Source organism: Azospirillum agricola, from assembly GCF_020005195.1.
Taxonomy (GTDB): domain Bacteria; phylum Pseudomonadota; class Alphaproteobacteria; order Azospirillales; family Azospirillaceae; genus Azospirillum; species Azospirillum agricola.
Genome location: NZ_JAIFZR010000005.1, coordinates 1,005,740 through 1,027,585, shown reverse-complemented (window position 1 = coordinate 1,027,585; position 21,846 = coordinate 1,005,740). Strand labels below are relative to the sequence as shown.

Genomic DNA, 21,846 nt, shown 5'->3' with positions numbered 1-21,846 from the left:
TTGCGTCAAGCGGTGATCCGGGTCCGCTCGACAGCGCCCAAACGCCGCTGTGACAATTTTGCACCGTGCCATCGGTGTTTTGTGGCGCGAAAGCCGGGGGACCGGCGCGACTGGACAATTGGTGGTGGCTCGGTCAAACAATCCGGTTCCGGGGAACCCCCGCGTCCACCCCGCCTGTTTCCCTTCACGCGAGTCCTCGCCCGTGCCCGTCTGCGCCCGTCCCGCGCGGCCCTGGTGGTCGCGGATCGCCCTGTCGGGGCTGGCCCTCGCGACGTTGGCAGCCGCGACCCTGGCCGGTCCGGCCCCGGCGGCGGCCCAGACGGCGACCCAGGCGCGCTTCACCCCCGGCCCCTGCTGGTTCAGCGTTCCGGACGGCGAGGCCGCGCTGTGCGGCACCGTCGCCGTTCCGGAACGGCGCGACCGCGCGGCGGCGGGCGGCTTCCGCCTGCCGGTCGCGGTCCTGCTGAGCACCGCGCGCCAGCCCGCCCCCGACCCGGTCCTGTTCCTGGAGGGTGGGCCCGGCGCCTCCCCCTTCGGCAGCGGCGAGGCGGTGGAGGAACGGATGGAGGTGTGGTGGGAGCTGTCCGCCGCCTTCCGCCGCACCCGCAACGTGATCCTGTTCGACCCGCGCGGGGTCGGCCGGGCCGAACCGGACACCGATTGCCCGGAGCTGGACGCCGCCGGCGCCACTCCGCACATCCGCCCGATGCCACGCGAGCAGCGGGCGGCGGCCGAGCGAGCGGCGGTCACCACCTGTCTGAACCGTTTCAAGGCGACCGGGCTGGACAGCGCCCAGTTCTCCACCCCGATCGCCGCCGACGACGCGCTGGACGTGGCGACCGCGCTGGGCGCCCAACGCGTCAACCTGTTCGCGGTGTCCTACGGCACCCGCGTCGCGCTGGAGATCCTGCGCCGGCAGGGTCCCCGCGTGCGCAGCGCCGTTCTCGATTCGGTCTACCCGCCCGACGTCAACGCGCAGGAGGAGGCGCCCTGGCTGGCCCAGCGCGTGTTCCGCCGGCTGTTCGACGACTGCGCCGCCAACCGCGCCTGCCGGGCCGCCTACCCCAATCTGGAAAAGCGCTTCCTCGATCTGGTGGAGCGGCTCGACCGCAACCCGGTGGACCTCATCGTCGGCGACTTCGAGGCGCGCCGCGCCCTGCGCCTGACCGGCGCCGCGCTGATCGCCGCCGGGATGGAGGCGATGTCCACCGGCGAGGCGGTGCCCTCGGTGCCGGCGATGATCGACCGCACCGCAAGGGGCCGCTACGACATGGTCGCCGAGTGGGCTCCGTCGAGCTGGCTGGGCGACACCGAGATCGCCGACGGCCTCGCCTTCTCCGTCGAATGCCGGGAGACGGTGAACCCGGCCGATCCCGCCAGACGCGCCGAAAGCGCCCGCCGCTTCCCGCCCTACGGCACGATCGCCGCCGACGACCCCGGCCGGCGCGTGTGCCGCCTGTGGCCGGCGGGAACGCAGGAGCCGACGGAGCGCCTGCCGGTGGCGAGTCCGCTGCCGGTGCTGCTGCTGTCGGGCGCCTACGACCCGGTGACGCCGCCGGAATGGGGCGAGCGGGCGGCGGCCACCCTGCCGCGCAGCCGCCATCTGGTGTTCCGCAGCGCCGGCCATCTCGTCACCTCCGGCGAGGATTGCGCGATGGCCGCCGCCGTCACCTTCGTCGAGACCGAGACCCTGCCCGCCAACATCTGCCCCGGCGCCGCCAGGCCGCCCCAGTTCGACGGGCCGTGACCCCCGTCCCCCCTCTTTTCCAGGAAACCCGCGATGCCCTTCCCCAGCGATGAACGCGACCGCCTGCTGTCCGTGAAGGGCGTCGGCCCGACGGTGATCGCGCGGCTCGAACAGCTCGGCATCGAGCGGCTGTCCACGCTGGCCGAACAGGACGCCGCCGCCTTGTGCGGCGCCGCCGCCGCGATGCTCGGCAGCAGCTGCTGGAAGAACAGCCCGCAGGCGCGCAAGGCCATCGAGGCGGCCATCGCCCTGGCCCGGACGCCTGCCTGAAGACTCCGGCCCGCTCAGCGCCCCGGCGCGATGCGGCGATAACTCAACCCCTCGGCGATGTGGCGCCGCCGCACGCCGTCGACGCCGTCCAGGTCGGCCAGCGTCCGCGCCACCCGCATCACCCGGTGGTAGCCGCGCGCCGACAGCTTCAGCCGCTCGGCCGCCTCGGTCAGCAGGGCGCGGCCGGCGGCGTCGGGACCGGCGACCCGTTCCAGCAGCTCGCCATCCACCTCGGCGTTGGTGCGCAGCGGTGCCCGGCCGGCCGGGGCCAGCGCCGCGTAGCGCTCCGCCTGGATGGCGCGGGCGACGGCGACGCGGGCGGCGACCTCGGCGCTGCCCTCCGCCGGCGGCGGCAGGCTGAGGTCGGCCGGGCTGACGGCGGGCACGTCGATGTGCAGGTCGATGCGGTCGAACAGCGGGCCGCTGATCTTCGACTGGTAGTCCCCCGCGCATTTCGGCGCGCGGGCGCAGGCCAGCGCGGCGTCGTCGAGATGGCCGCAGCGGCAGGGATTCATCGCGGCGACGAGCTGCACCCGCGCCGGGTAGGTGACGTGGTGGTTGGCGCGGCTGACCACCGCCTTGCCGGTCTCCAGCGGCTGGCGCAGCGCCTCCAGCAGCGGGCGCGGAAACTCCGGCAGCTCGTCGAGGAACAGCACGCCCTGGTGCGCCAGCGAGATCTCCCCCGGCTTGGCGCGCGAGCCGCCGCCGACCAGCGCCGGCAGGCTGGCCGACTGGTGCGGCGCGCGGTAGGGCCGCTGGCGCAGCAGCTTGCCGCCCTCCAGCAGGCCGCCGACGCTGTGGATCATCGACACCTCCAGCGCCTCCGCCGGGTCGAGCGGCGGCAGCAGGCCGGGCAGCCGCGCCGCCAGCATCGACTTGCCGGATCCGGGCGGCCCGATCATCAGCAGATTGTGCGAGCCGGCGGCGGCAACCTCCAGCGCGCGCTTGGCGGTCTCGTTGCCCTTGACGTCGCGCAGGTCGGGCGCCAGCGCCTCCGCCTCCTGCACGCGCGGCCTGGGCGGGGTCAGCACCTGGCTGCCCTTGAAATGGTTGATCAGGGCCAGCAGCGTCGGCGGCGCCAGCACGTCCAGCCCCGGCCCGGCCCAGGCCGCCTCGCCGCCGCAGGGCTCCGGGCAGATCAGCCCGCGGTCGCGGGCCAGCGCGTCGATCGCCGCCGGCAGCACCCCCGCCACCGGGCTCAGCGCCCCGTCCAGCGCCAGCTCGCCGAGTGCCACGTAGCGGGCCATCTCGACGTCGGGCAGCACGCCCATCACGGTCAGCAGGGCGAGCGCGATCGGCAGGTCGAAATGGCTGCCCTCCTTCAGCACGTCGGCGGGGGCGAGGTTGACGGTGATCCGCTTGGCCGGCAGCGCCAGACCCAGAGCGTGCAGCGAGGCGCGCACCCGCTCCCGGCTCTCGCCCACCGCCTTGTCGGGCAGCCCGACCACGGTGAAGGCGACGATCCCGCCGGACATCTGGACCTGCACGTCGATGCCCAGCACCTCGATGCCCTGGAACGCCACCGTGTTGACGCGCGCAACCACCGACACACCTCGATTTCAGGAAATGCACGCGAGTGTAGGGGCCGGCCGACGAAAGCGCCAGCCTGGGATGCGGAGACCGCCCCCCGACCCGACGGCGGCGCCGGGCCGCCCCCCGCATTTGAGCGGTTGCCCGGCGGCGCCGACGCTCTAGGATTGCCATTCCGGGATTGCTGATCCGCGCCGGACCCCCGCATCGAGGAACCAACATCGTGCAGCTTCACCTGAGCACCTGGGCCGAGGTCGAGGCCTATCTGAAGACCTCCAAGGGCATCGTCATGCCGATCGGCTCGACCGAGCAGCATGGCCCCAACGGCCTCGTCGGCACCGACGCCATCTGCGCCGAGGTCATCGCGCGCGGCGTCGGCGAGGCGACCGGCGCTCTGGTCGGCCCGACCATTCCGGTCGGCATGGCGGTGCACCACATGGAGTTCCCCGGCTCCATGACGCTCAAGCCCTCGACCCTGATCGCCCTGCTGCGCGACTATGTCGGCTCACTCGCCGAGCACGGCTTCGAGCGCTTCTTCTTCGTCAACGGCCATGGCGGCAACATCGCCACCGTGCGCGCCGCCTTCTACGAGATTTACGCCGAGCAGCGCGCGCTGAAGGGCCGCGACGCCCCGGACCTGCGCTGCACCCTGGTCAACTGGTGGGAGAACGCCGAGGTCGGCCGCCTGTCGCGCGAGTTCTACCCCGGCAAGGAGGGCTCGCACGCCACCCCCAGCGAGGTGTCGCTGACCCAGTACGCCTACCCGGACTCCATCAAGAGCGTGGCGATGGAGCCCGAGCAGGCTCCGGCCGGCGGATTCCACGACGCCCGCGACTTCCGCCGCCGCTACCCCGACGGCCGCATCGGCTCGGCCCCCGGCCTCGCCCGTCCGGAGCACGGCCGGCAGTTCCACGAGGCGGCGGTCGGCGCCATCGCCGCGCAGTACCGGGCCTTCCTCGCCGAGGCCTGAGCGGTCCGCCGCCATCCTTGCCCTTGCGCCAAGGGAGAGGGACCGCGGCCGATTGCCCGGAGACCACACCCCGCACGTTGATTCGAAGGCCCGACCCTCCTAAATTCGGACGGCGTTGACGCAACCGCGTCGGCGCCGTCCTTTGCGTACGGGCCATGATCAGCGAGTTGAACCAGCGGTCGCGCGAGATTTTCCGGTTGATCGTCGATGCCTATGTGGCGTCGGGCGAGCCGGTCGGCTCGCGCACGATCTCGCGGCGGCTCGGCATGGCGCTGTCGCCGGCGACCATCCGCAACGTGATGGCCGACCTGGAGGAACAGGGGCTGCTCTACGCCCCGCACACCTCGGCCGGGCGCATCCCGACCGACGCCGGCCTGCGGATGTTCGTCAACGGGCTGCTGGAGATCGGCTCGCTGACCGAGGACGAGCGGGTGTCGATCGAGGCGAAATGCTCCGCCTCCGGCCGCGCCCTGCCCGACGTGATGTCGGAGGCCTCGACCATGCTGTCCGGCCTGTCGCACTGCGCCGGGCTGGTGATGGCGCCCAAGACCGACCGGCCGCTCAAGCACATCGAATTCGTCTCGCTGGGGCCCGGCCGCGCGCTGGTCGTGCTGGTCAACGAGGACGGGCTGGTCGAGAACCGCGTCATCGAGGTGCCGCTCGGCCTGCCCGCCTCGACCTTGCAGATGGTGTCGAACTATCTCAGCGCCCGGCTGGTCGGCCGCACCCTCGACGAGGCCCGCCAGGAGGTCCTGCACGAGATCCGCGAGCAGAAGACCGAGCTGGACGAATTGTCGCGCCGCGTCGTCTCCGCCGGGCTGGCGACCTGGGCCGGCACCAGCGGGGCCAACGCCGGGCAGCTCATCGTCCGCGGCCAGTCCAGGCTGCTGGAGGACGTCACCGCGCTGACCGACCTGGAGCGCGTCCGCTCCCTGTTCGAGGCGCTGGAGACCAAGGAGGCCATGCTGCGCATGCTGGACGCCACCGGCAAGGGCGACGGCGTGCAGATCTTCATCGGGGCCGAGAACGTGCTGTTCAACCATTCCGGCTGCACGATGATCATCTCGCCCTTCCAGAACAGCCGGGAACAGGTGATCGGCGCCATCGGCGTCATCGGCCCGACCCGCATGAACTACGCCCGCATCATCCCGCTGGTGGACTACACCGCCAAGGTGGTCAGCCGTCTTGTCGGCTGATCCCGCGCCGGACCCACCGCCCCCTTTCACCCGCCTCAATCGACCGAACGAAGAAGCCGAGAATCCCATGAGCGAAGAGCAGAACAAGCCCGCCGACGCCGAGGTCGAGCCGACCGCCGCCCCCGCTCCCGAAGCCGCCGCAGCCGGCACCGGCGACGACCGCGTCGCCGCGCTGGAGGCCGAGGTCGCCACGCTGAAGGACCAGCTTCTGCGCGCCATGGCCGAGACGGAGAACACCCGCCGCCGCGCCCAGCGCGATCGCGAGGACGCCAGCAAATACGCCGTGACGAGCTTCGCCAAGGAGCTGGCGGCGGTGGCCGACAATCTGCGCCGCGCGCTCGACGCCGTTCCCGCCGAGGGCCGCGAGCAGGACGAGATGCTGAAGGGCCTCGCCGTCGGCGTCGAGGCGACCGAGCGCCAGCTCTTCGCCGCCTTCGACCGCGCCGGCGTCAAGCGCATCGACCCGGCCGGCGAGATGTTCGACCCGAACTTCCATCAGGTGATGTTCGAGATCGAGAACACCGGCAAGCCGGCCGGCACCGTCGTGCAGGTGCTCCAGCCCGGCTACACCATCCACGGCCGCCTGCTGCGCGAGGCCATGGTCGGCGTTGCCAAGGGCGGTGCCAACGAACCGGGCGGCCAGCACATCGATACGAAGGCGTAACGGTTCGGCTTTGAAACGATCCGCAAGGCCGGCCGCACATGGGCCGGCCTTGCGGGCGCCTGTTGACGCGGGGCGCGAAACTTCCTACGCCTTCGGGACGCGCAATCCTTACGGCCCGAACCAATGCGGCCCCCAGGAGGAAAAGCCTCATGCCCAAGAGCGTCCTGACCGTCGACGATTCCAAGACCATCCGCGACATGGTCGGCTTCACGCTGCAAAAGGCGGGCTACGCCGTGACCGAGGCGGCGGACGGCCTCGCCGCCCTGGCCCTGGTCAACCAGCGGAAGTTCGACTGCGTCATCACCGACCTGAACATGCCGGGCATGGACGGTCTGGCGCTGACCAAGGCCATCCGCGCCAACGCCGGCAACCGCGCCACGCCGATCCTGCTGCTGACCACCGAGGCCGACCCGGCCAAGAAGGCCGCCGGCCGCGAGGCCGGGGCCACCGGCTGGCTGGTGAAGCCTTTCAACCCGGAAAAGCTGGTCGAGACGGTCAGGAAGGTCTGCCCGTAAGCGGGATCCCGCCGAGCCGGGCCTCAGCGGATTGGGCGGGGAAACAGGAACTCGCCCTCCGGGTCGTGCGCCGCGAAGCGCCGCTGCGCCGTCGCCCGGTCCGCCACGGCGTAGCAATAGACGCAGCCGTGCGGGCAAGTGTCGTACTCGCCGATGTCGCGGCTTTCGGCGCAGAGGCAACCGGGCCGGTTGCCCTTCTCCCGCGCCGCCAGAACCCGCCCGGCCACCTCCGACAGCCGCGCCGCGTCGACGCAGCGCGCCGCCCCGACCCCCGCCACCCCGGCCAGATCCGGCTGGGTGCAGAGCGTCAGGGCCATCCCCTCCCCCGCCGCGATGCCGGCCAAATCGGCCAGCAGGGCGCGCTTCTCCCCCGCCTCCGGGTCGCGCCAGCCGATGCCGGCGGCGGCGAGGTTGCGCGCCGTCTTGCGATAGGGTTGCAGGAAGGACAGCACCGCCTCGTCGCTGACGCCGCGCAGCGCGCCGGCCAGCCGCGCGAAGGTCTCGCGGTGCCAGGCCGGTGGCGTGGCGTCGGTCACGGCGACCGGATCGTAGCGCCAGACCACCGCCCGCGGTCCCCAGCGGTCGCGCACCGCTTTCATGTGATCGACGGCGACCCGCCAGTCGGGAACCGAGCGCTCCAGCGCGGTCGGCAGGCCGGTGACGCTGTACTGGACGATGAAGGGAAAGCCGGCCTCCGACACCGCGCCCAGCCCGTCGAGGAACGGCCCGAGATTCTTCGTCCAGAACACGAAGCCCTCCACCGCCGGCTTCGTCAGATCGACGCGGTAGGTCTGCCCGCCATAGGGATTGACCGTCCGACAATAGCCGGCCTTCAGGCGGTTGAGGAACCAGCGGCCGTAAAAGGCCGGGATGTCGGTCTTGTAGCTGCACGAAACGATCATCGGACCAGGATGGGCATCCGCCGCCCGCGCATCAAGGCCGGGTCAAAAAAGCCATTCCCGATGACCGACACGTGGCGATTGGCGCGGTTCGTTCGAGCGCCTACAGTGCGCCGCGACCGGAACAGGGGACAAGGCATGAGCGGCGAACGAGCGCAGGGCGGCGAAACCACCGAAGGCCGGATCATCGGCTGGAACGACACCGTCCGTTTCCGCCTGCCCCCCGGCTGGGCCGCCGACGTCGAGGAGCATGAGGGCCAGCCCGTCGCCACCTTCCGTCCGCCGCCGCCGGCCGGCGGAACCCTGCGGCTGGTGACCGACCGGGTCACGCCGAAGCCGGACGCGGGCGGCGTCGCCGCCACCTTGCAGGAGATGGCGCTGCGCTTCGTCCGCCCCCAGGATTCGCGCGCGAGCGACCGCAGCGTCGAAACCCGCGAGGACGGCGCGACGATCGCGCAGGCGATGATGATGACCGACGAGGACGGCCGGGCGGAGACCCATTATCTCTGGCTGGTCGGCACCGCCCGCGACGGTCGCGCGGCGGTGGCGATGTTCAGCTTCGCCCTGCCCGCCATCCTGGACGGCGACGAATCCTGCGCCGCGATGCTGGGCCGGATCGACGAGGCGATCCGCACCGCCGACATCCTCTAACGCCGCGGCGTCGGTCGGCGGGCACCCCCATGCCCGTCGCCGCGGCCGGGACGGCGACCGCCGTTCAGCAGTGGCCGGCGCCGCTCGCCATCAGCACCTTCAGGCGCGTGGCCTTGGGATCGTGGGCGACGGCCGCCTCCTCGGCGGCCAGGGAGGCGAGACTGAGGAAGCGCGCGAGGTCGTCGAGGTCGCAGCGCGCCGCGTCGCTCATCAGGCTGTCCAGGCAGGACTTGATGGCCAGAGCCACGTCGCGTCGTTCATCCGTCATAGCGCTTCCCTTTCACGCTCTTGTGCCGCTGGTTTGTGCCGCCGGACGCCTTGTCGGGCGCTGCCTGGAAAATGAAAGGACGAGCCGCCGCCAGCCGGGATGGCCGAACCGAGCCGAACCGGAAACAGGGCGAACGGCAGCTCCCTTACCTCCAAAGAAGGTAGCATCATCCTTTCTCGATTTCACTATTAGAATCTTGGGACATTGAATAGACACGGCAACTGGCAATTGATTCCTGGATAATAATCACACGGTTTCTTGTTAATGAAAAGTTAATGACCTTGTCTACTTATCGGTTTCTCGGTTAAAGACTTGTAACAGGAGAAACGATATGATTCAAACGCGGTGAATATCGGGGTATATACGATGCATCCTTGAATACGGGGGTATTCTATTCAGAAGCGAGACCGCCGCCGCGACGCAGCCGGTCTCCCCGCCGGCGTGCTTTTCCCCGCTTTTGCGGGTTGAACCGACCAGCACACCGTTGCAGCCCGAAACGCGCCCGCCTATATCTCCGCCAGAAGTGATCCACCCAAACCGTTCCACCGATCCCAGGGGATCGCGGCGGTGCCGGAACCGACGGGCCGCCACGCATCTGCCGAACACAAGAGGCTGAACATGAGCAAAGTGATTGGTATCGACCTCGGCACCACGAACTCCTGCGTCGCCGTGATGGAAGGCGGCAGCGCCAAGGTCATCGAGAACGCCGAGGGCGCCCGCACGACGCCGTCGATGGTCGCCTTCACCCAGGGCGGCGAGCGCCTCGTCGGCCAGCCCGCCAAGCGCCAGGCCGTCACCAACCCGGAAAACACCCTCTTCGCGATCAAGCGTCTGATCGGCCGCCGCTACGACGATCCGCTGACCAAGAAGGACCAGGGCCTCGTTCCCTACAAGATCATTTCCGGCGACAACGGCGACGCCTGGGTCGAGGCCCACGCCAAGAAGTACAGCCCGAGCCAGATCAGCGCCTTCATCCTCGGCAAGATGAAGGAGACGGCGGAGAACTATCTGGGTGAGAAGGTCACGCAGGCGGTCATCACCGTCCCGGCCTACTTCAACGACAGCCAGCGCCAGGCCACCAAGGACGCCGGCAAGATCGCCGGCCTGGAAGTGCTGCGCATCATCAACGAGCCGACGGCCGCCGCGCTCGCCTACGGCATGGAGAAGAAGGGCACCGGCATCGTCGCGGTCTACGACCTCGGTGGCGGCACCTTCGACATCTCGGTGCTGGAGATCGGCGACGGCGTGTTCGAGGTGAAGTCGACCAACGGCGACACCTTCCTCGGCGGCGAGGACTTCGACAGCCGCGTCATCGAGTATCTGGCCGAGGAGTTCCAGAAGGAGCAGGGCATCGACCTGCGCAAGGACAAGCTCGCCCTGCAGCGCCTCAAGGAGGCCGCCGAGAAGGCGAAGATCGAGCTGTCCTCGACGACGCAGACCGAGGTCAACCTGCCCTTCATCACCGCCGACCAGACCGGCCCGAAGCACCTGAACATCAAGGTGACCCGCGCCAAGCTGGAAGCCCTGGTCGACGATCTGGTGCAGCGCACGATCGAGCCCTGCAAGGCCGCCCTCAAGGACGCCGGCCTGAAGGCGAGCGAGATCGACGAGGTGATCCTGGTCGGCGGCATGACCCGCATGCCCAAGGTCATCGACGCGGTGAAGCAGTTCTTCGGCCGTGAGCCGCACCGTGGCGTCAACCCGGACGAGGTGGTCGCCATCGGCGCCGCCATCCAGGGCGGCGTGCTGAAGGGCGAGGTCAAGGACGTCCTGCTGCTCGACGTCACCCCGCTGTCGCTGGGCATCGAGACGCTGGGCGGCGTCTTCACCCGCCTGATCGACCGCAACACCACGGTGCCGACCAAGAAGAGCCAGGTCTTCTCGACCGCCGAGGACAACCAGAACGCCGTCACCATCCGCGTCTTCCAGGGCGAGCGCGAGATGGCGCAGGACAACAAGGCGCTGGGCCAGTTCGATCTGGTCGGCATCCCGCCGGCCCCGCGCGGCGTGCCGCAGATCGAGGTGATCTTCGACATCGACGCCAACGGCATCGTCAGCGTCACCGCCAAGGACAAGGCGACCGGCAAGGAGCAGCAGATCCGCATCCAGGCCTCGGGCGGCCTGTCGGACGCCGACATCCAGAAGATGGTGAAGGACGCCGAGGCCCATTCGGCCGAGGACAAGAAGCGCCGCGAGCTGGTCGACGCCCGCAACCACGCCGACGCGCTGATCCACACCACGGAGCGGACCATCAAGGAGAACGCGGACAAGATCCCGGCCTCCGACAAGACCGCCGCCGAGGCCGCCGTCGCCGAGCTGAAGGGCGTGCTCGACGGCGACGACCTGGAGACGCTGAAGGCCAAGACCGAGGCCCTGGCCCAGGTCTCGATGAAGCTGGGCGAGGCGATGTACAAGGCCGGCCAGGGCGAGGCCCCCGGCGCCGGCGGCGACGACGCCGCCGCGGCGGGCGCCAAGCCGAACGAGCCGGGCGTCGTCGACGCCGACTTCGAGGAGGTCCAGGACGACAAGAAGAAGTCGGCCTAAGCCCATCCCTTGGGCAGCTTCTTTTTGATACGGACCTGACGCGAGCATCGTTGGCCCGCCGCCTTTCCCCGGCGGCGGGCCTTCGGTATGCTGGGGTCAGGTTGCAGCGTGACCCGGACAGTTTGGACCAGACGTAAGGCGGTCGGCCCCCATGGCGAAACAGGATTATTACGAGCTGCTCGGTGTGGAAAAAGGCGCCAGCGCGGATGAGCTGAAGAAGGCTTACCGCAAGATGGCGATGCAGTACCACCCGGACCGCAACCAGGGTGACAAGGAGGCCGAGCACAAGTTCAAGGAAGTCAGCGAGGCCTACGAGATCCTCAAGGACGACCAGAAGCGCGCGGCCTACGACCGGTTCGGCCACGCCGCCTTCGAGAATGGCGGCGGACGCGGCGGGCCGGGCGCCGGGGCCGGCGGCTTCAACTTCGACTTCGGCGGCGGGGCCGGCGGCTTCGCCGACATCTTCGACGAGATGTTCGGCGAGTTCATGGGCGGCCGGCGCGGCGGCGGCGGCGCCTCGGGGCGCGGCCAGGACCTGCGCTACAATCTGGAGATCGGGCTGGAGGAGGCCTTCAAGGGCACCCAGACCAACGTGCGCGTGCCGACGTCGGTCCAGTGCGACGGCTGCAACGGCTCGGGTGCGGCGGCGGGGACCCAGCCGATCACCTGCCCGACCTGCCAGGGTCACGGCAAGGTGCGCGCCCAGCAGGGCTTCTTCACCATCGAGCGCACCTGCCCCGGCTGCCACGGCGCCGGCAAGGTCATCAAGGACGCCTGCAAGACCTGCGGCGGCGCCGGCCGCCTGCGCAAGGAGAAGACCCTCCAGGTCAACATCCCGGCCGGCGTCGAGGACGGCACCCGCATCCGTCTGGCCGGCGAGGGCGAGGCGGGGCTGCGCGGGGCGCCGGCGGGCGACCTCTACATCTTCCTCGCCATCGCCCCTCACCCGATCTTCCAGCGCGACGGCGCCAACATCCACTGCCGCGTGCCGATCCCGATGACCACGGCGGCGCTGGGCGGCACGGTGGAGGTGCCGACCATCGACGGCACCCGCACCAAGGTGACGGTGCCGCCGGGCACCCAGTCCGGCCACCAGTTCCGCATCAAGAGCAAAGGCATGTCGGTGCTGCGCAGCCCCCAGCGCGGCGACATGTACATTCAGGCGGTGGTGGAGACGCCGGTCAACCTCACCAAGCGCCAGCAGGAATTGCTGCGCGAGTTCGAGAGTGGCGGGAAAGAAGGTTCGAATCCACAATCAGAAGGTTTCTTCGCCAAGGTGAAGGAATTGTGGGAAGACCTGAAGGATTGAAAGTTTCAAAAAGCTTCAAAGCCCATGAAACGGAACGGAGGCGGCGCAATGCCGCCTCTTTTTTTGTATGATGTTTGTCGCGGCCGCCCCACCCTGATAGGGTACCTTTTTTGGCGAAAGCCATTGCCGGGCGAAACATGCCTGTGCAATTTGCCAACGCGTTTCCCCTTTGACTGTGCTGGGAACAGGCCGCGTCATGCTCGGTAACCCGTCCTTCGCGGATTTCATCCGGAGCGACCAGATCAGAGACCTGATTGTGCCGTCCGGGCATTCGCCCATCCTGAACCGGCGGCGGGCGGCGATGATCCATTCGCGTGTCCGCATGGTGGCGATGGTCTTCGGGCTGCTGACGCCGCTGTGGATCATCATCGACGTGACGGTGTTCAACTGGCCGTTGTCCGCCGCCCTCGCCGCGCTGCGGCTGACCGCCAGCGGCGCCTTCCTGGCGCTCGCCCTCGACCCGCGCCCCTGCGACGACATCAAGGACGCGTGGTGGCGGCTGGCCGCGCTGCTGGCGATCCCGACCCTGTTCTTCACCATCTCGCACCCGCTGCTCTACGAGCAGGGGATGGACGACCTGCGCATCGCGGTGACGGCCGGCTACGGCTACCTGCCCTTCGTCATGGTCGCCGGCCTCAGCGTCTTCCCGCTGACCGCCAAGGAGGGCGCCCTCTTCGCCGCCCCGATGCTGGCGGCGCATCTCGGCGCCGGCTTCTACGGCTCGCTGGTCCTGCCCTTCCCGTCCTACATCAGCGCGCTCTGGCTGCTGGTGCTGATCGCCGTGGTGGCGACGCTGGCCGCCATCAGCCAGCTCCATTTCATGATCGCCCTGCTGGAGCAGGCGGCGCACGACGTGCTGACCGGCGCGCTGTCGCGCCGGATCGGCGAGGAGCTGCTGCGGCTCCAGCTCGCGCACGCCCAGCGCTCGCACCAGCCCCTGTCGGCGATCTTCGTCGACCTCGACGATTTCAAGGCGGTCAACGACCGCTTCGGGCACGACGAGGGCGACCGCGTGCTGCGCCACGCCGCCACCACCATCCGCAGCCTGCTGCGGGAATCCGACGCGCTGGTCCGCTGGGGCGGCGAGGAGTTCCTGGTGATCATGCCGGATACCCCGATCGACGGCGCGATGATCGCGGTCGAACGGATGCGCACCGCCGGCTTCGGCAAGCGGCCGGACGGCGCCCTCCAGACCGCCAGCATCGGCATCGCCGAGCAGCACGCCGACCGCTCCATCGACTGGGAAGCGCTGGTGGAACTGGCCGACCAGCGCATGTACCAGGCCAAGCAGGCCGGCAAGGACCGCGTGGTCAGCACCGAGCCGGCGTGAGGCTGTCAGGCGGGGGTGGGACACCTCCCCTGCCCCTCACTCCCAAAGAAAAACCGCCCGGAAGCGGCTGCTTCCGGGCGGTTCATCGTTTCGATCAACCGATCCGACGATTGGTCACGCTCAGTCGTTGTTGCGCACGCCCAGGAACTGAAGCAGGAACTGGAACAGGTTCACGAAGTCCAGGTACAGCGTCAGGGCGCCCATCAGAGCCAGCTTGCCGGTGCTCTCATGGTCGTAGCCCTCGGCGTAGCTTTCCTTGATCGCCTGGGTGTCGTAGGCGGTCAGGCCGGTGAAGATCAGCACGCCGATGGCCGAGATCGCGAAATGCAGGGCCGGCGACTGGAAGAAGATGTTGGCCAGACCGGCGATGACGAGGCCGATCACGCCCATCATCAGGAAGGAGCCCATCTTCGACAGGTCGGCCTTCGTCGTGTAGCCGTACAGGCTCATCGACAGGAAGGTCGCGGCGGTGACGAAGAAGGTCAGCGCGATCGACGCCCCGGTGAAGACCAGGAAGATCGCCGACATCGACAGGCCCATCGCGCCGCAGTAGGCCCAGAAGACCAGCTGCGCCGACGCGAAGGACAGGCGTTGAATGCCGAAGGACAGCACCATCACGAAGGCCAGCGGCGCCAGCATCACCACCCACTTCAGCGGCGTTCCGAAGATCGCCGCCATCATGGTCGGGCTGGACGACACGAGCATCGCGACCAGACCCGTCAGGATCAGGCCGGCGCCCATGTAGTTGTACACGCGCAGCATGTGCTGCCGCAGGCCTTCGTCGAAGTATCCCCGATCTGTCGCGCGGCCCACGGTCGCGAAGCGGTTAAAGGTCGGGTCAGCCATGGTCGTATCCTCGGTGAAAGAAGGTTGTCCCGTCGACCTGACATATTGGCGAGTCCGCCATGCCGTTCAACAGGAATCGGAAACTCGTCCACGGGATGAAAAAGCTTTCATGAACCCGTGACTTTGGAACGTCCCGACCCTCTTCATTCGTTGCGAAGCAACGGCGCCGCCGGCTGCCCCAGGGCGCGCCAGGTACCATAGAACCCGAAGGCCAGCGTGATCGCGGTGCTGAGCAGCGCCGTCGTCACCACAGCCGACGGCAGGAAGCTCCACTCCCAGCGCATCAGGAAGCGCATCACCGCCCAGGCGGTCAGCGTGCCGATCGCCCCGGCGATGGCGGCGGTCATCAGGCCGAGCAGGCCATATTCCAGCAGGAAGGCGCGCAGCACGTCGGCCCGCGTCGCCCCCAGCACCTTCAGCACCACGGCGTCGTAGACCCGGCGGCGGTGGCCGGCGGCGACGGCCCCGGCCAGCACCAGCGTGCCGGCGACCAGCGTGATGCCGGCGACGATGCGCACCGCCGTGCCGATGTGGCCCAGCATGTCGCCCACCGTGTCGAGCGCGTCCTTCACCCGCACCAGCGTGACGTTGGGGAACCGCTGCAACACGGCGCGCTGGACCGCCTCCTCGGCGTCGGGCGTGGCGCGGACGGTGGCGATCCAGGTCTGCGGGGCGCCCTCCAGCGTGCCGGGGGCGAAGACCATGGTGAAGTTGATCGCCATGCTGCTGAAATCGGCGGCGCGGACGTTGGCCACCGTCGCCTCGATGGTCCGGCCGAGGATGTTGACCGCCAGCTTGGCGCCGGGACCGATGTTGAAGGCTTCGGCGACGCTCTGGTGGATCGAGATCAGCGGCGGTCCCTTGTAGTCCGCCGCCCACCACGACCCGGCGACCACCTGCGAGCGCGCCGGCAGGGTGGCGGCGTAGGTGATGCCGCGGTCGCCGGCCAGGATCCAGGCCTGCTCGGGGTTGGCCAGCGCCTTCTCGGCCTCCACCCCGTCGACGCTCTCGATGCGGCCGCGCAGGCTGGGCACCGCCTCGAAGGCGCTGGTGCCGGGGATTGCGGTCACCAGATCGCGCAACGGGTCGAACTGGTCGCGCTGGATGTCGACGAAGAAGAAGCTCGGCGCGTCCTTGGGGATCGTCTCCGACACCCGGCGGGCGAAGTTGCCCTGGACCAGCGCGATGGCGACCAGCACGGTCAGCCCGAGCCCAAGCGACAGCACCACCGCCGCCGTCGGGTTGCCCGGCCGGTGCAGGTTGGCGAGCGCCAGCCGCAGCCCCGGCCGCCTCACCCGGCCAACCTTCGCCGCCGCCATCGTCACCAGCCCGGCGGCCAGCCGGAAGGTGACAAAGGTGGCGATGGAGCCGGCGACGAACCAGCCGGCAAACAGCTTGTTGTCGGCGGTCGCCACCGCCAGCCCGGCCAGCGCCAGCACCGACAGCGCCATGGCGGCGAGGGTGGGCGCCCTGGGCCGCCCGCCCGCCGGGGTGATGACGTCGCGGAACAGGGCGCCGGCCGGCACCTCGCGCGCCCGGCCGAGCGGCCACAGCGAGAAGGTCAGCGCCGTCAGCACGCCGTAGAGCGCCGCCAGCGCCAGCGCGCCGGGATGATAGACCCCGATGTGGGCCGAGACCGGCAGCACATCCTCCAGCAGCCGGCCGAGCGCCAGCGGCGCCACCGCCCCCAGCGCCAGCCCGAGCAGGATGCCGACCAGCGCCAGCGCCAGGATCTGCGCCAGATAGAGCTGGAAGACCAGCGCGCCGGGCGCGCCGATGCACTTCATCATGGCGATGGTGCGGGCGCGGGAATCGAGATGGCTGCGCACCGCGTTGCCGACCCCGACCCCGCCGACCAGCAGGGCGGTCAGCCCGACCAGCGTCAGAAACAGCGTCATGCGGTCGATGAAGCGCTCGATCTGCGGCGAGGCGTTGGTGAAGTCGCGCACCCGCCAGGGGGCGTCGGGGAAGCGCGCCTTCAGGGACTCCTGCCACGCCCGGAGGTCGGTGCCCTCCGGCAACGCCACCTTGGCGCTCCACCAGGTCAGGCTGCCCGGTTGCAGCAGGCCGGTGTCGGGCAGCGAATCCAACGCCACCATCAGGCGCGGACCCAGCGAGAAGGCGTTGGACGATGCCCGGTCCGGCTCGCGGTCGATCACCCCGGCGACGCGGTAGACGCTGTCGCCGAGATGGATCGGGTCGCCGATCCCGACACCGAGCCGGTCGGTCAGGCTGGCCTCGACCACCGCCCCCCAGCGCCCGTCGCGCCGGGACAGCGCCTCCTTCAGGTCGCCGCCGCCGCGCAGGGTCAGGGTGCCGTAGAGCGGGTAGACGCCGTCCACCGCCTTCAATTCGACCAGCGAGGCGCGGACCTCGTCGTCGGCGCGCGCCATCGCCCGCATCTCGGCCGAGTTCGACACGCGGGCGACGTTGGGACCGGCCCCGGCCAGCACCGCCTTCTGCTCGTCGGTCGGCGGGGTGTAGAGCTGGCGCAGCGCCACGTCGCCGCCGAGGATCGACCGCCCGTCGCTGGCCAGCCCGTCGAGCAGGCCGCTCGACACCGACTGGACCGAGGCGATGGCGGCGACGCCCAGCGTCAGGCAGGCCAGGAAGATCCAGAATCCCTTCAGCCCGCCGCGCAGCTCGCGCCGGGCCAGCCGCAGGGCGAGCCGCAAGGTGCCGGCCCCGCCCATCACCCCGCTCCCCATGGCACCGTTTTCCGTCGCCATCCCCGTCATTCCCCCGCCAGCCGGGCGCGCTCGCGCCGGGCTGCCAGGGCGACGCCGTCCAAATCACCGCCGCCGAGCCCATCGTCGGCGATCCGGCCGTCGGCCAGCCGCACCGTGCGGTCGCAGCGCGCCGCCAGCGCCGGGTCGTGGGTGATCAGCACCAGCGTGGTGCCGCGCCGCTCGGCGAGGTCGAACAGCAGCTTGACGATGGTGGCGCCGGTGTCGATGTCGAGGTTGCCGGTCGGCTCGTCGGCCAGCAGCAGCGACGGCTCGGCGACGAAGGCGCGGGCCAGCGCCGTGCGCTGCTGCTCGCCGCCGGAGAGCTGCCCCGGATAATGGTGGATCCGGTGGCCGAGCCCGACCGACTCCAGCCCGACGCGCGCGCGGTCGAAGGCGTCGCGCGCCCCGGCGAACTCCAGCGGGATCGCCACATTCTCCAGCGCCGTCATGGTCGGCACCAGATGGAAGGCCTGGAAGACGATGCCGACATGGTCGCGGCGGAAGCGCGCCAGCCCGTCCTCGTCGAGCGCGCCCAGATCCTGCCCGGCGACCCGGATCCGGCCGCCGCTCGGGCGTTCCAGGCCGGCCATCACCATCATCATCGTCGATTTGCCGGAGCCGCTGGGACCGACCACCCCGACCCGCTCGCCGCGGCCGACGTGAAGATTCACGCCCCTCAGGATGTTGACGGGTCCGGCCCCGCTGTCCAATCTCAAGTGGACGTCGTCGAGATCCACGATGGTTCGATCGGCGATGGTTTCGGACGACGTTGCAGCGGATTGGACCTTGGACATGCGTCTCTCGATCATGCGGAACGGACGTTCGCCATATGGCACGGCCCGCCGCGCTTTCAACACGGGCCTTCTCAACGCGGCTTTCACGATGCTGCTCGCCGCAGGGGTGTCGATGACGATCCTTCCCGCCACCTCTCCCGCCTCGGCCGCCGCCGCTCCCGTCAAGCTGCTGGCGCTCGGCGACAGCCTGACCGCCGGCTACGGCCTGCCGGAGCCGCAGGGCTTCGCCAGCCAGCTCCAGAAGGCGCTGACCGCCAAGGGCTATTCGGTCACCGTGGTCAACGCCGGCGTGTCGGGCGACACCACGGCCGGCGGGCTGGCGCGGCTCGACTGGGCGCTCGCCGACAAGCCCGACGCGGCTCTGGTCGAGCTGGGCGCCAACGACATGCTGCGCGGCCTCGACCCCGGCGCCGCCAAGGCGAACCTCGACGCCATCCTGACCAGGCTGAACGAACGCAAGATTCCGACCCTGCTGGCCGGCATGCTGGCGTCGCCCAGCCTCGGCCGCCCCTACACCGAGCGCTTCAACGCGCTCTACCCGGAGCTGGCGAAGACGCACGGCGTGCCGCTCTACCCCTTCTTCCTCGACGGGGTGGCGACCGAACGGGCGCTGATCCAGGCCGACGGGCTGCACCCCAACGCCCAGGGGGTGGCGGTCATCGTCGAGCGCATCCTGCCCGACGTCACCCGCCTGCTCGACTCCCTGCCCAAGACCGGAGGCTGAGGCCGCCATGACCACAGCCACCCGCGCAACGTCCGAAGAGACGTCCGGAGAGGTCTTCTTCCGCGCGGCCAGCGCCGCCGGCACCGACTGGGGGCCGACGACCAAGGCCTGCCTCGACCGGCTGGGGCCGGTGACCGGCTGCAACCTCGGCTTCCTGTACATCACCGACGGCTTCGCCGAGCACGCCGGCAGCATCGTCACGCTGCTGCGCGCCATCACCGGCATCCGCGACTGGACCGGCACGGTCGGCATCGGCGTCTGCGCCAACGGCGAGGTGATCTTCGATGAGCCGGGCATCGCCGTCATGGCCGCCCGCCTGCCCGCCGACAGCTTCCGCCCGTTCCCGGCGGTGAGCGGTGACCTGGAACCGCTGCGCCGCTCGGCCGGCGGCTGGCTCGACAAGCACGGCGCCTCGCTGGCGCTGGTCCACGCCGACCCGCGCACGCCGCAGCTCGCCGACCTCGTCGCCAGCCTGTCGGAGACGACCAGCGCCTTCCTGGTCGGTGGCACCAGCGCGTCGCGCACCGCCTTCCCGCAATTCACCGACCCGCTCGACGGCGGCCCCGTGGCCGAAAACGGTGTCTCCGGCGTGCTGTTCGCCCCATCCGTCGAGGTCGCCACCGCGCGCACCCAGGGTTGCCTGCCGATCGGGCCGAAGCGCAGCGTCACCGCCAGCGACGACAACGTCATCCTGGAAATCGATGGCCGCCCGGCGCTCGACGTCTTCAAGGAGGACATCGGTCCGGAGTTGGCCGCCGACTTGCGTCAAGTGGCCGGCACCATCTGCGCCGGACTGCCGATCGCCGGGTCCGACACCCAGGATTATCTGGTGCGCGACCTGATCGCCATCGACCCGCGTGCCGGCTGGCTGTCGATCGCCGAGCGGGTGACGACCGGCCAACCCATCCTGTTCACCCGCCGCGATCGCGCCAGCGCCGCCGCCGACATGCGCCGGATGCTGGACGGCCTGAGGAAGCGGGTGAGGACGACGCCCAGGGGGGCGGTCTATGTCAGCTGCATCGCCCGCGGCCCCAGCCTGTTCGGCGAGGCGAACACCGAGCTGTCGCTGATCCGCGAGGCCTTCGGCGACGTGCCCTTGACCGGCTTCTTCGCCTCCGGTGAAATTTCCCACAACCGCCTGTATGGTTACACAGGCGTACTGACCCTTTTCCTGTAAGGATCGTTTCGGATGCAGTATCGTTCGCTTGGCCGCACCGGCCTGTCGGTCAGCGCCATCGGCCTGGGCACCATGACCTGGGGCCGCCAGAACAGCGAGGCCGAGGGCCACGCCCAGATGGACGCCGCCGTCGACCGCGGCATCAATTTCTTCGACACGGCGGAGATGTACGCCGTGCCGCCCACCGCCGAGAGCTATGGCAAGACCGAGGAGATCATCGGCTCCTGGTTCCAGGCGCGCGGCGGCCGCGACAAGATCGTGCTCGCCAGCAAGATCATCGGCGCCCCGGCCGGTGGCTTCGGCTGGATCCGCGATGGGAAGTCGCGGCTCGACCGCGCCAACCTGTTCGCGGCGGTCGAGGCCAGCCTGGCGCGGCTGAAGACCGATTACATCGACCTCTACCAGATCCACTGGCCCGACCGCGTGACCAACCGCTTCGGCGCCCGCCTCTACAGCCACAAGCCCGAGAAGGACGACGTGTCCATCGAGGAGACGCTGGCGGCGCTGGGCGAGCTGGTGACCGCCGGCAAGATCCGCCATGTCGGCCTGTCGAACGATTCCCCCTGGGGCGTCATGCGCTTCCTGCGCGCCGCTGAGGTCGCCGGGCTGCCGCGCGTCGCCAGCGTCCAGAACGCCTACAATTTGCTGAACCGGACCTTCGAGCAGGGGCTGTCGGAGGTGTCGCTGCGCGAGGATGTCGGGCTGCTCGCCTACGCGCCGCTCGCCGCCGGCACGCTGAGCGGCAAGTACCTGAACGGCGCCGTGCCGCCCGGCTCGCGCCGCGCCATCGACCACCGGCCGTCGCGCTACGCCACCGTCAACGCCGACGCCGCGACCGGGGCCTATCTCGACATCGCCCGGCGCCACGGCCTGTCGCCGACGCAGATGGCCATCGCCTTCACCCTGCGCCAGCCCTTCGTCACCTCCGCGCTGATCGGCGCCACGACGATGGAGACGCTGCTCTCCAACATCGGCTCCATCGACGTCACCCTGTCCGACGAGGTTCTGGCGGAGATCGACGCGGTCCACGAGCGCCTGCCCGATCCCTGCCCCTGATCGCCTCTTCCACAGCCTCACTCCCAAGGATGCGCCCATGATCCGTCTGTTCGTCGCCCTCGACGTCACGGAGGAGATCCGCCAGCGCCTCGCCGGCCTGTCCGGCGGGGTGCCGGGGGCGCGCTGGATGGATCCGGCCAGCCTGCACCTCACCCTGCGCTTCATCGGCGAGGTGCCGGAGGACCAGGCCTTCGACATCGACGAGGCCCTGGCCGGGGTGCGCGCCCCGCCCTTCGCCCTGACGCTGGACGGGGTCGGCGTGTTCGGCAGCGGCCGGCGCGCCCGCGTCCTGTGGGCCGGGGTGGAGCGCAACGAGGCGCTCAACCACCTCCAGGCCAAGGTGGAATCCGCCCTGGTCCGCTGCGGCCTGCCGGCGGAGGAGCGCAAGTTCAGCCCCCACGTCACCCTGGCCCGGCTGAAGGACCCGCCACAGGACCGCGTCGCCCGCTTCCTGGGCGAGCGCGGCCTGTTCCGCGCCGGGCCGATGGCGGTCGACCACCTGACGCTCTACCGCAGCCATCTCGGCAACGGCGGCTCGGTCTACGAGGCGCTGCGCGCGTACCCGCTGGGCAGGGAACCGTAAGGCCGGCGCTCTTTTTCTTCGCGCTGCGGCAACACACATTGACA

General features: G+C 70.1%; 20 protein-coding genes. 14 read left to right on the top strand and 6 right to left on the bottom strand.

All coding sequences use genetic code 11. The features are described 5' to 3' along the window. The first annotated feature begins 202 nt into the window (after positions 1–202). Positions 203–1,747 carry an alpha/beta hydrolase gene (locus JN22_RS19820; protein ID WP_223677801.1) on the top strand — a complete coding sequence of 515 codons (1,545 nt, stop codon included), beginning with the start codon at positions 203–205 and terminating at the stop codon, positions 1,745–1,747. A gap of 33 nt (positions 1,748–1,780) precedes the next feature. Beyond that, positions 1,781–2,017, top strand: coding sequence for a Pathogenicity locus (locus tag JN22_RS19815; RefSeq protein ID WP_085555579.1), 237 nt, complete (start codon positions 1,781–1,783; stop codon positions 2,015–2,017). A gap of 14 nt (positions 2,018–2,031) precedes the next feature. Here the strand turns inward: JN22_RS19815 and JN22_RS19810 are convergent, their stop codons facing one another. Next, positions 2,032–3,561 carry a YifB family Mg chelatase-like AAA ATPase gene (locus JN22_RS19810; RefSeq protein WP_085557256.1) on the bottom strand — a complete coding sequence of 510 codons (1,530 nt, stop codon included), beginning with the start codon at positions 3,559–3,561 and terminating at the stop codon, positions 2,032–2,034. Positions 3,562–3,770: 209 nt separating this feature from the next. On the opposite strand from JN22_RS19810, the gene JN22_RS19805 reads away from it, so the two are divergent. From JN22_RS19805 to JN22_RS19790, 4 genes are all read left to right on the top strand, one after another. Next, complete coding sequence (locus tag JN22_RS19805) at positions 3,771–4,517, top strand: creatininase family protein (protein WP_085555578.1); 747 nt, start codon at positions 3,771–3,773, stop codon at positions 4,515–4,517. 155 nt (positions 4,518–4,672) lie between these two features. Continuing rightward, entirely contained in the window at positions 4,673–5,713 is a 1,041-nt protein-coding gene (gene hrcA, locus JN22_RS19800) for a heat-inducible transcriptional repressor HrcA (RefSeq protein WP_085555577.1), read from the top strand. After that, a complete protein-coding gene (gene grpE / locus JN22_RS19795; protein ID WP_263300962.1) occupies positions 5,703–6,377 on the top strand; it encodes a nucleotide exchange factor GrpE in 675 nt (224 codons plus the stop codon). The genes hrcA and grpE overlap by 11 nt, the downstream gene beginning before the upstream one ends. 149 nt (positions 6,378–6,526) lie before the next feature. Next, the gene (locus JN22_RS19790) at positions 6,527–6,892 is read left to right on the top strand and encodes a response regulator (RefSeq protein ID WP_085555575.1); all 366 of its coding nucleotides are present in this window, start codon (positions 6,527–6,529) and stop codon (positions 6,890–6,892) included. Between the two features lie 23 nt (positions 6,893–6,915). On the opposite strand, the gene JN22_RS19785 is transcribed toward JN22_RS19790, so the two are convergent. Continuing rightward, positions 6,916–7,794 carry a DUF1848 domain-containing protein gene (locus tag JN22_RS19785; RefSeq protein WP_085555574.1) on the bottom strand — a complete coding sequence of 293 codons (879 nt, stop codon included), beginning with the start codon at positions 7,792–7,794 and terminating at the stop codon, positions 6,916–6,918. A gap of 135 nt (positions 7,795–7,929) precedes the next feature. Between JN22_RS19785 and JN22_RS19780 the strand changes: the two genes are divergently transcribed. Next, positions 7,930–8,442 (top strand): hypothetical protein, encoded by a 513-nt coding sequence (locus JN22_RS19780; protein WP_085555573.1) that lies wholly within the window; start codon positions 7,930–7,932, stop codon positions 8,440–8,442. A 64-nt stretch (positions 8,443–8,506) separates the two neighbouring features. On the opposite strand, the gene JN22_RS19775 is transcribed toward JN22_RS19780, so the two are convergent. Further along, positions 8,507–8,710, bottom strand: a complete 204-nt coding sequence (locus tag JN22_RS19775; protein ID WP_085555572.1) for a hypothetical protein — start codon at positions 8,708–8,710, stop codon at positions 8,507–8,509. A gap of 618 nt (positions 8,711–9,328) precedes the next feature. On the opposite strand from JN22_RS19775, the gene dnaK reads away from it, so the two are divergent. From dnaK to JN22_RS19760, 3 genes are all read left to right on the top strand, one after another. Further along, entirely contained in the window at positions 9,329–11,254 is a 1,926-nt protein-coding gene (gene dnaK, locus JN22_RS19770) for a molecular chaperone DnaK (RefSeq protein ID WP_085555571.1), read from the top strand. A gap of 151 nt (positions 11,255–11,405) precedes the next feature. Continuing rightward, positions 11,406–12,563 carry a molecular chaperone DnaJ gene (gene dnaJ, locus JN22_RS19765; protein WP_085555570.1) on the top strand — a complete coding sequence of 386 codons (1,158 nt, stop codon included), beginning with the start codon at positions 11,406–11,408 and terminating at the stop codon, positions 12,561–12,563. A 301-nt stretch (positions 12,564–12,864) separates the two neighbouring features. Then, positions 12,865–13,893, top strand: a complete 1,029-nt coding sequence (locus JN22_RS19760) for a GGDEF domain-containing protein (RefSeq protein ID WP_223677800.1) — start codon at positions 12,865–12,867, stop codon at positions 13,891–13,893. Positions 13,894–14,013: 120 nt separating this feature from the next. Here JN22_RS19760 and JN22_RS19755 read toward each other — a convergent pair whose 3' ends face one another. The 3 genes from JN22_RS19755 to JN22_RS19745 all read right to left on the bottom strand — a co-directional run bounded on the left by JN22_RS19755 (position 14,014) and on the right by JN22_RS19745 (position 18,262). Further along, a complete protein-coding gene (locus JN22_RS19755; protein ID WP_085555568.1) occupies positions 14,014–14,739 on the bottom strand; it encodes a Bax inhibitor-1/YccA family protein in 726 nt (241 codons plus the stop codon). A gap of 143 nt (positions 14,740–14,882) precedes the next feature. Further along, a complete protein-coding gene (locus tag JN22_RS19750; protein ID WP_223677799.1) occupies positions 14,883–17,468 on the bottom strand; it encodes an ABC transporter permease in 2,586 nt (861 codons plus the stop codon). Between the two features lie 5 nt (positions 17,469–17,473). Further along, entirely contained in the window at positions 17,474–18,262 is a 789-nt protein-coding gene (locus tag JN22_RS19745; RefSeq protein WP_085555567.1) for an ABC transporter ATP-binding protein, read from the bottom strand. Between the two features lie 88 nt (positions 18,263–18,350). On the opposite strand from JN22_RS19745, the gene JN22_RS19740 reads away from it, so the two are divergent. The 4 genes from JN22_RS19740 to thpR are packed head-to-tail and all read left to right on the top strand — an operon-like array spanning position 18,351 to position 21,802. Further along, positions 18,351–18,986, top strand: coding sequence for an arylesterase (locus JN22_RS19740; protein WP_223677798.1), 636 nt, complete (start codon positions 18,351–18,353; stop codon positions 18,984–18,986). Positions 18,987–18,993: 7 nt separating this feature from the next. After that, positions 18,994–20,163 (top strand): FIST signal transduction protein, encoded by a 1,170-nt coding sequence (locus tag JN22_RS19735; protein ID WP_085555565.1) that lies wholly within the window; start codon positions 18,994–18,996, stop codon positions 20,161–20,163. A 12-nt stretch (positions 20,164–20,175) separates the two neighbouring features. Further along, entirely contained in the window at positions 20,176–21,219 is a 1,044-nt protein-coding gene (locus JN22_RS19730) for an NADP(H)-dependent aldo-keto reductase (protein ID WP_085555564.1), read from the top strand. A 37-nt stretch (positions 21,220–21,256) separates the two neighbouring features. Then, a complete protein-coding gene (gene thpR, locus JN22_RS19725; RefSeq protein WP_085555563.1) occupies positions 21,257–21,802 on the top strand; it encodes an RNA 2',3'-cyclic phosphodiesterase in 546 nt (181 codons plus the stop codon). Positions 21,803–21,846: the final 44 nt, after the last annotated feature.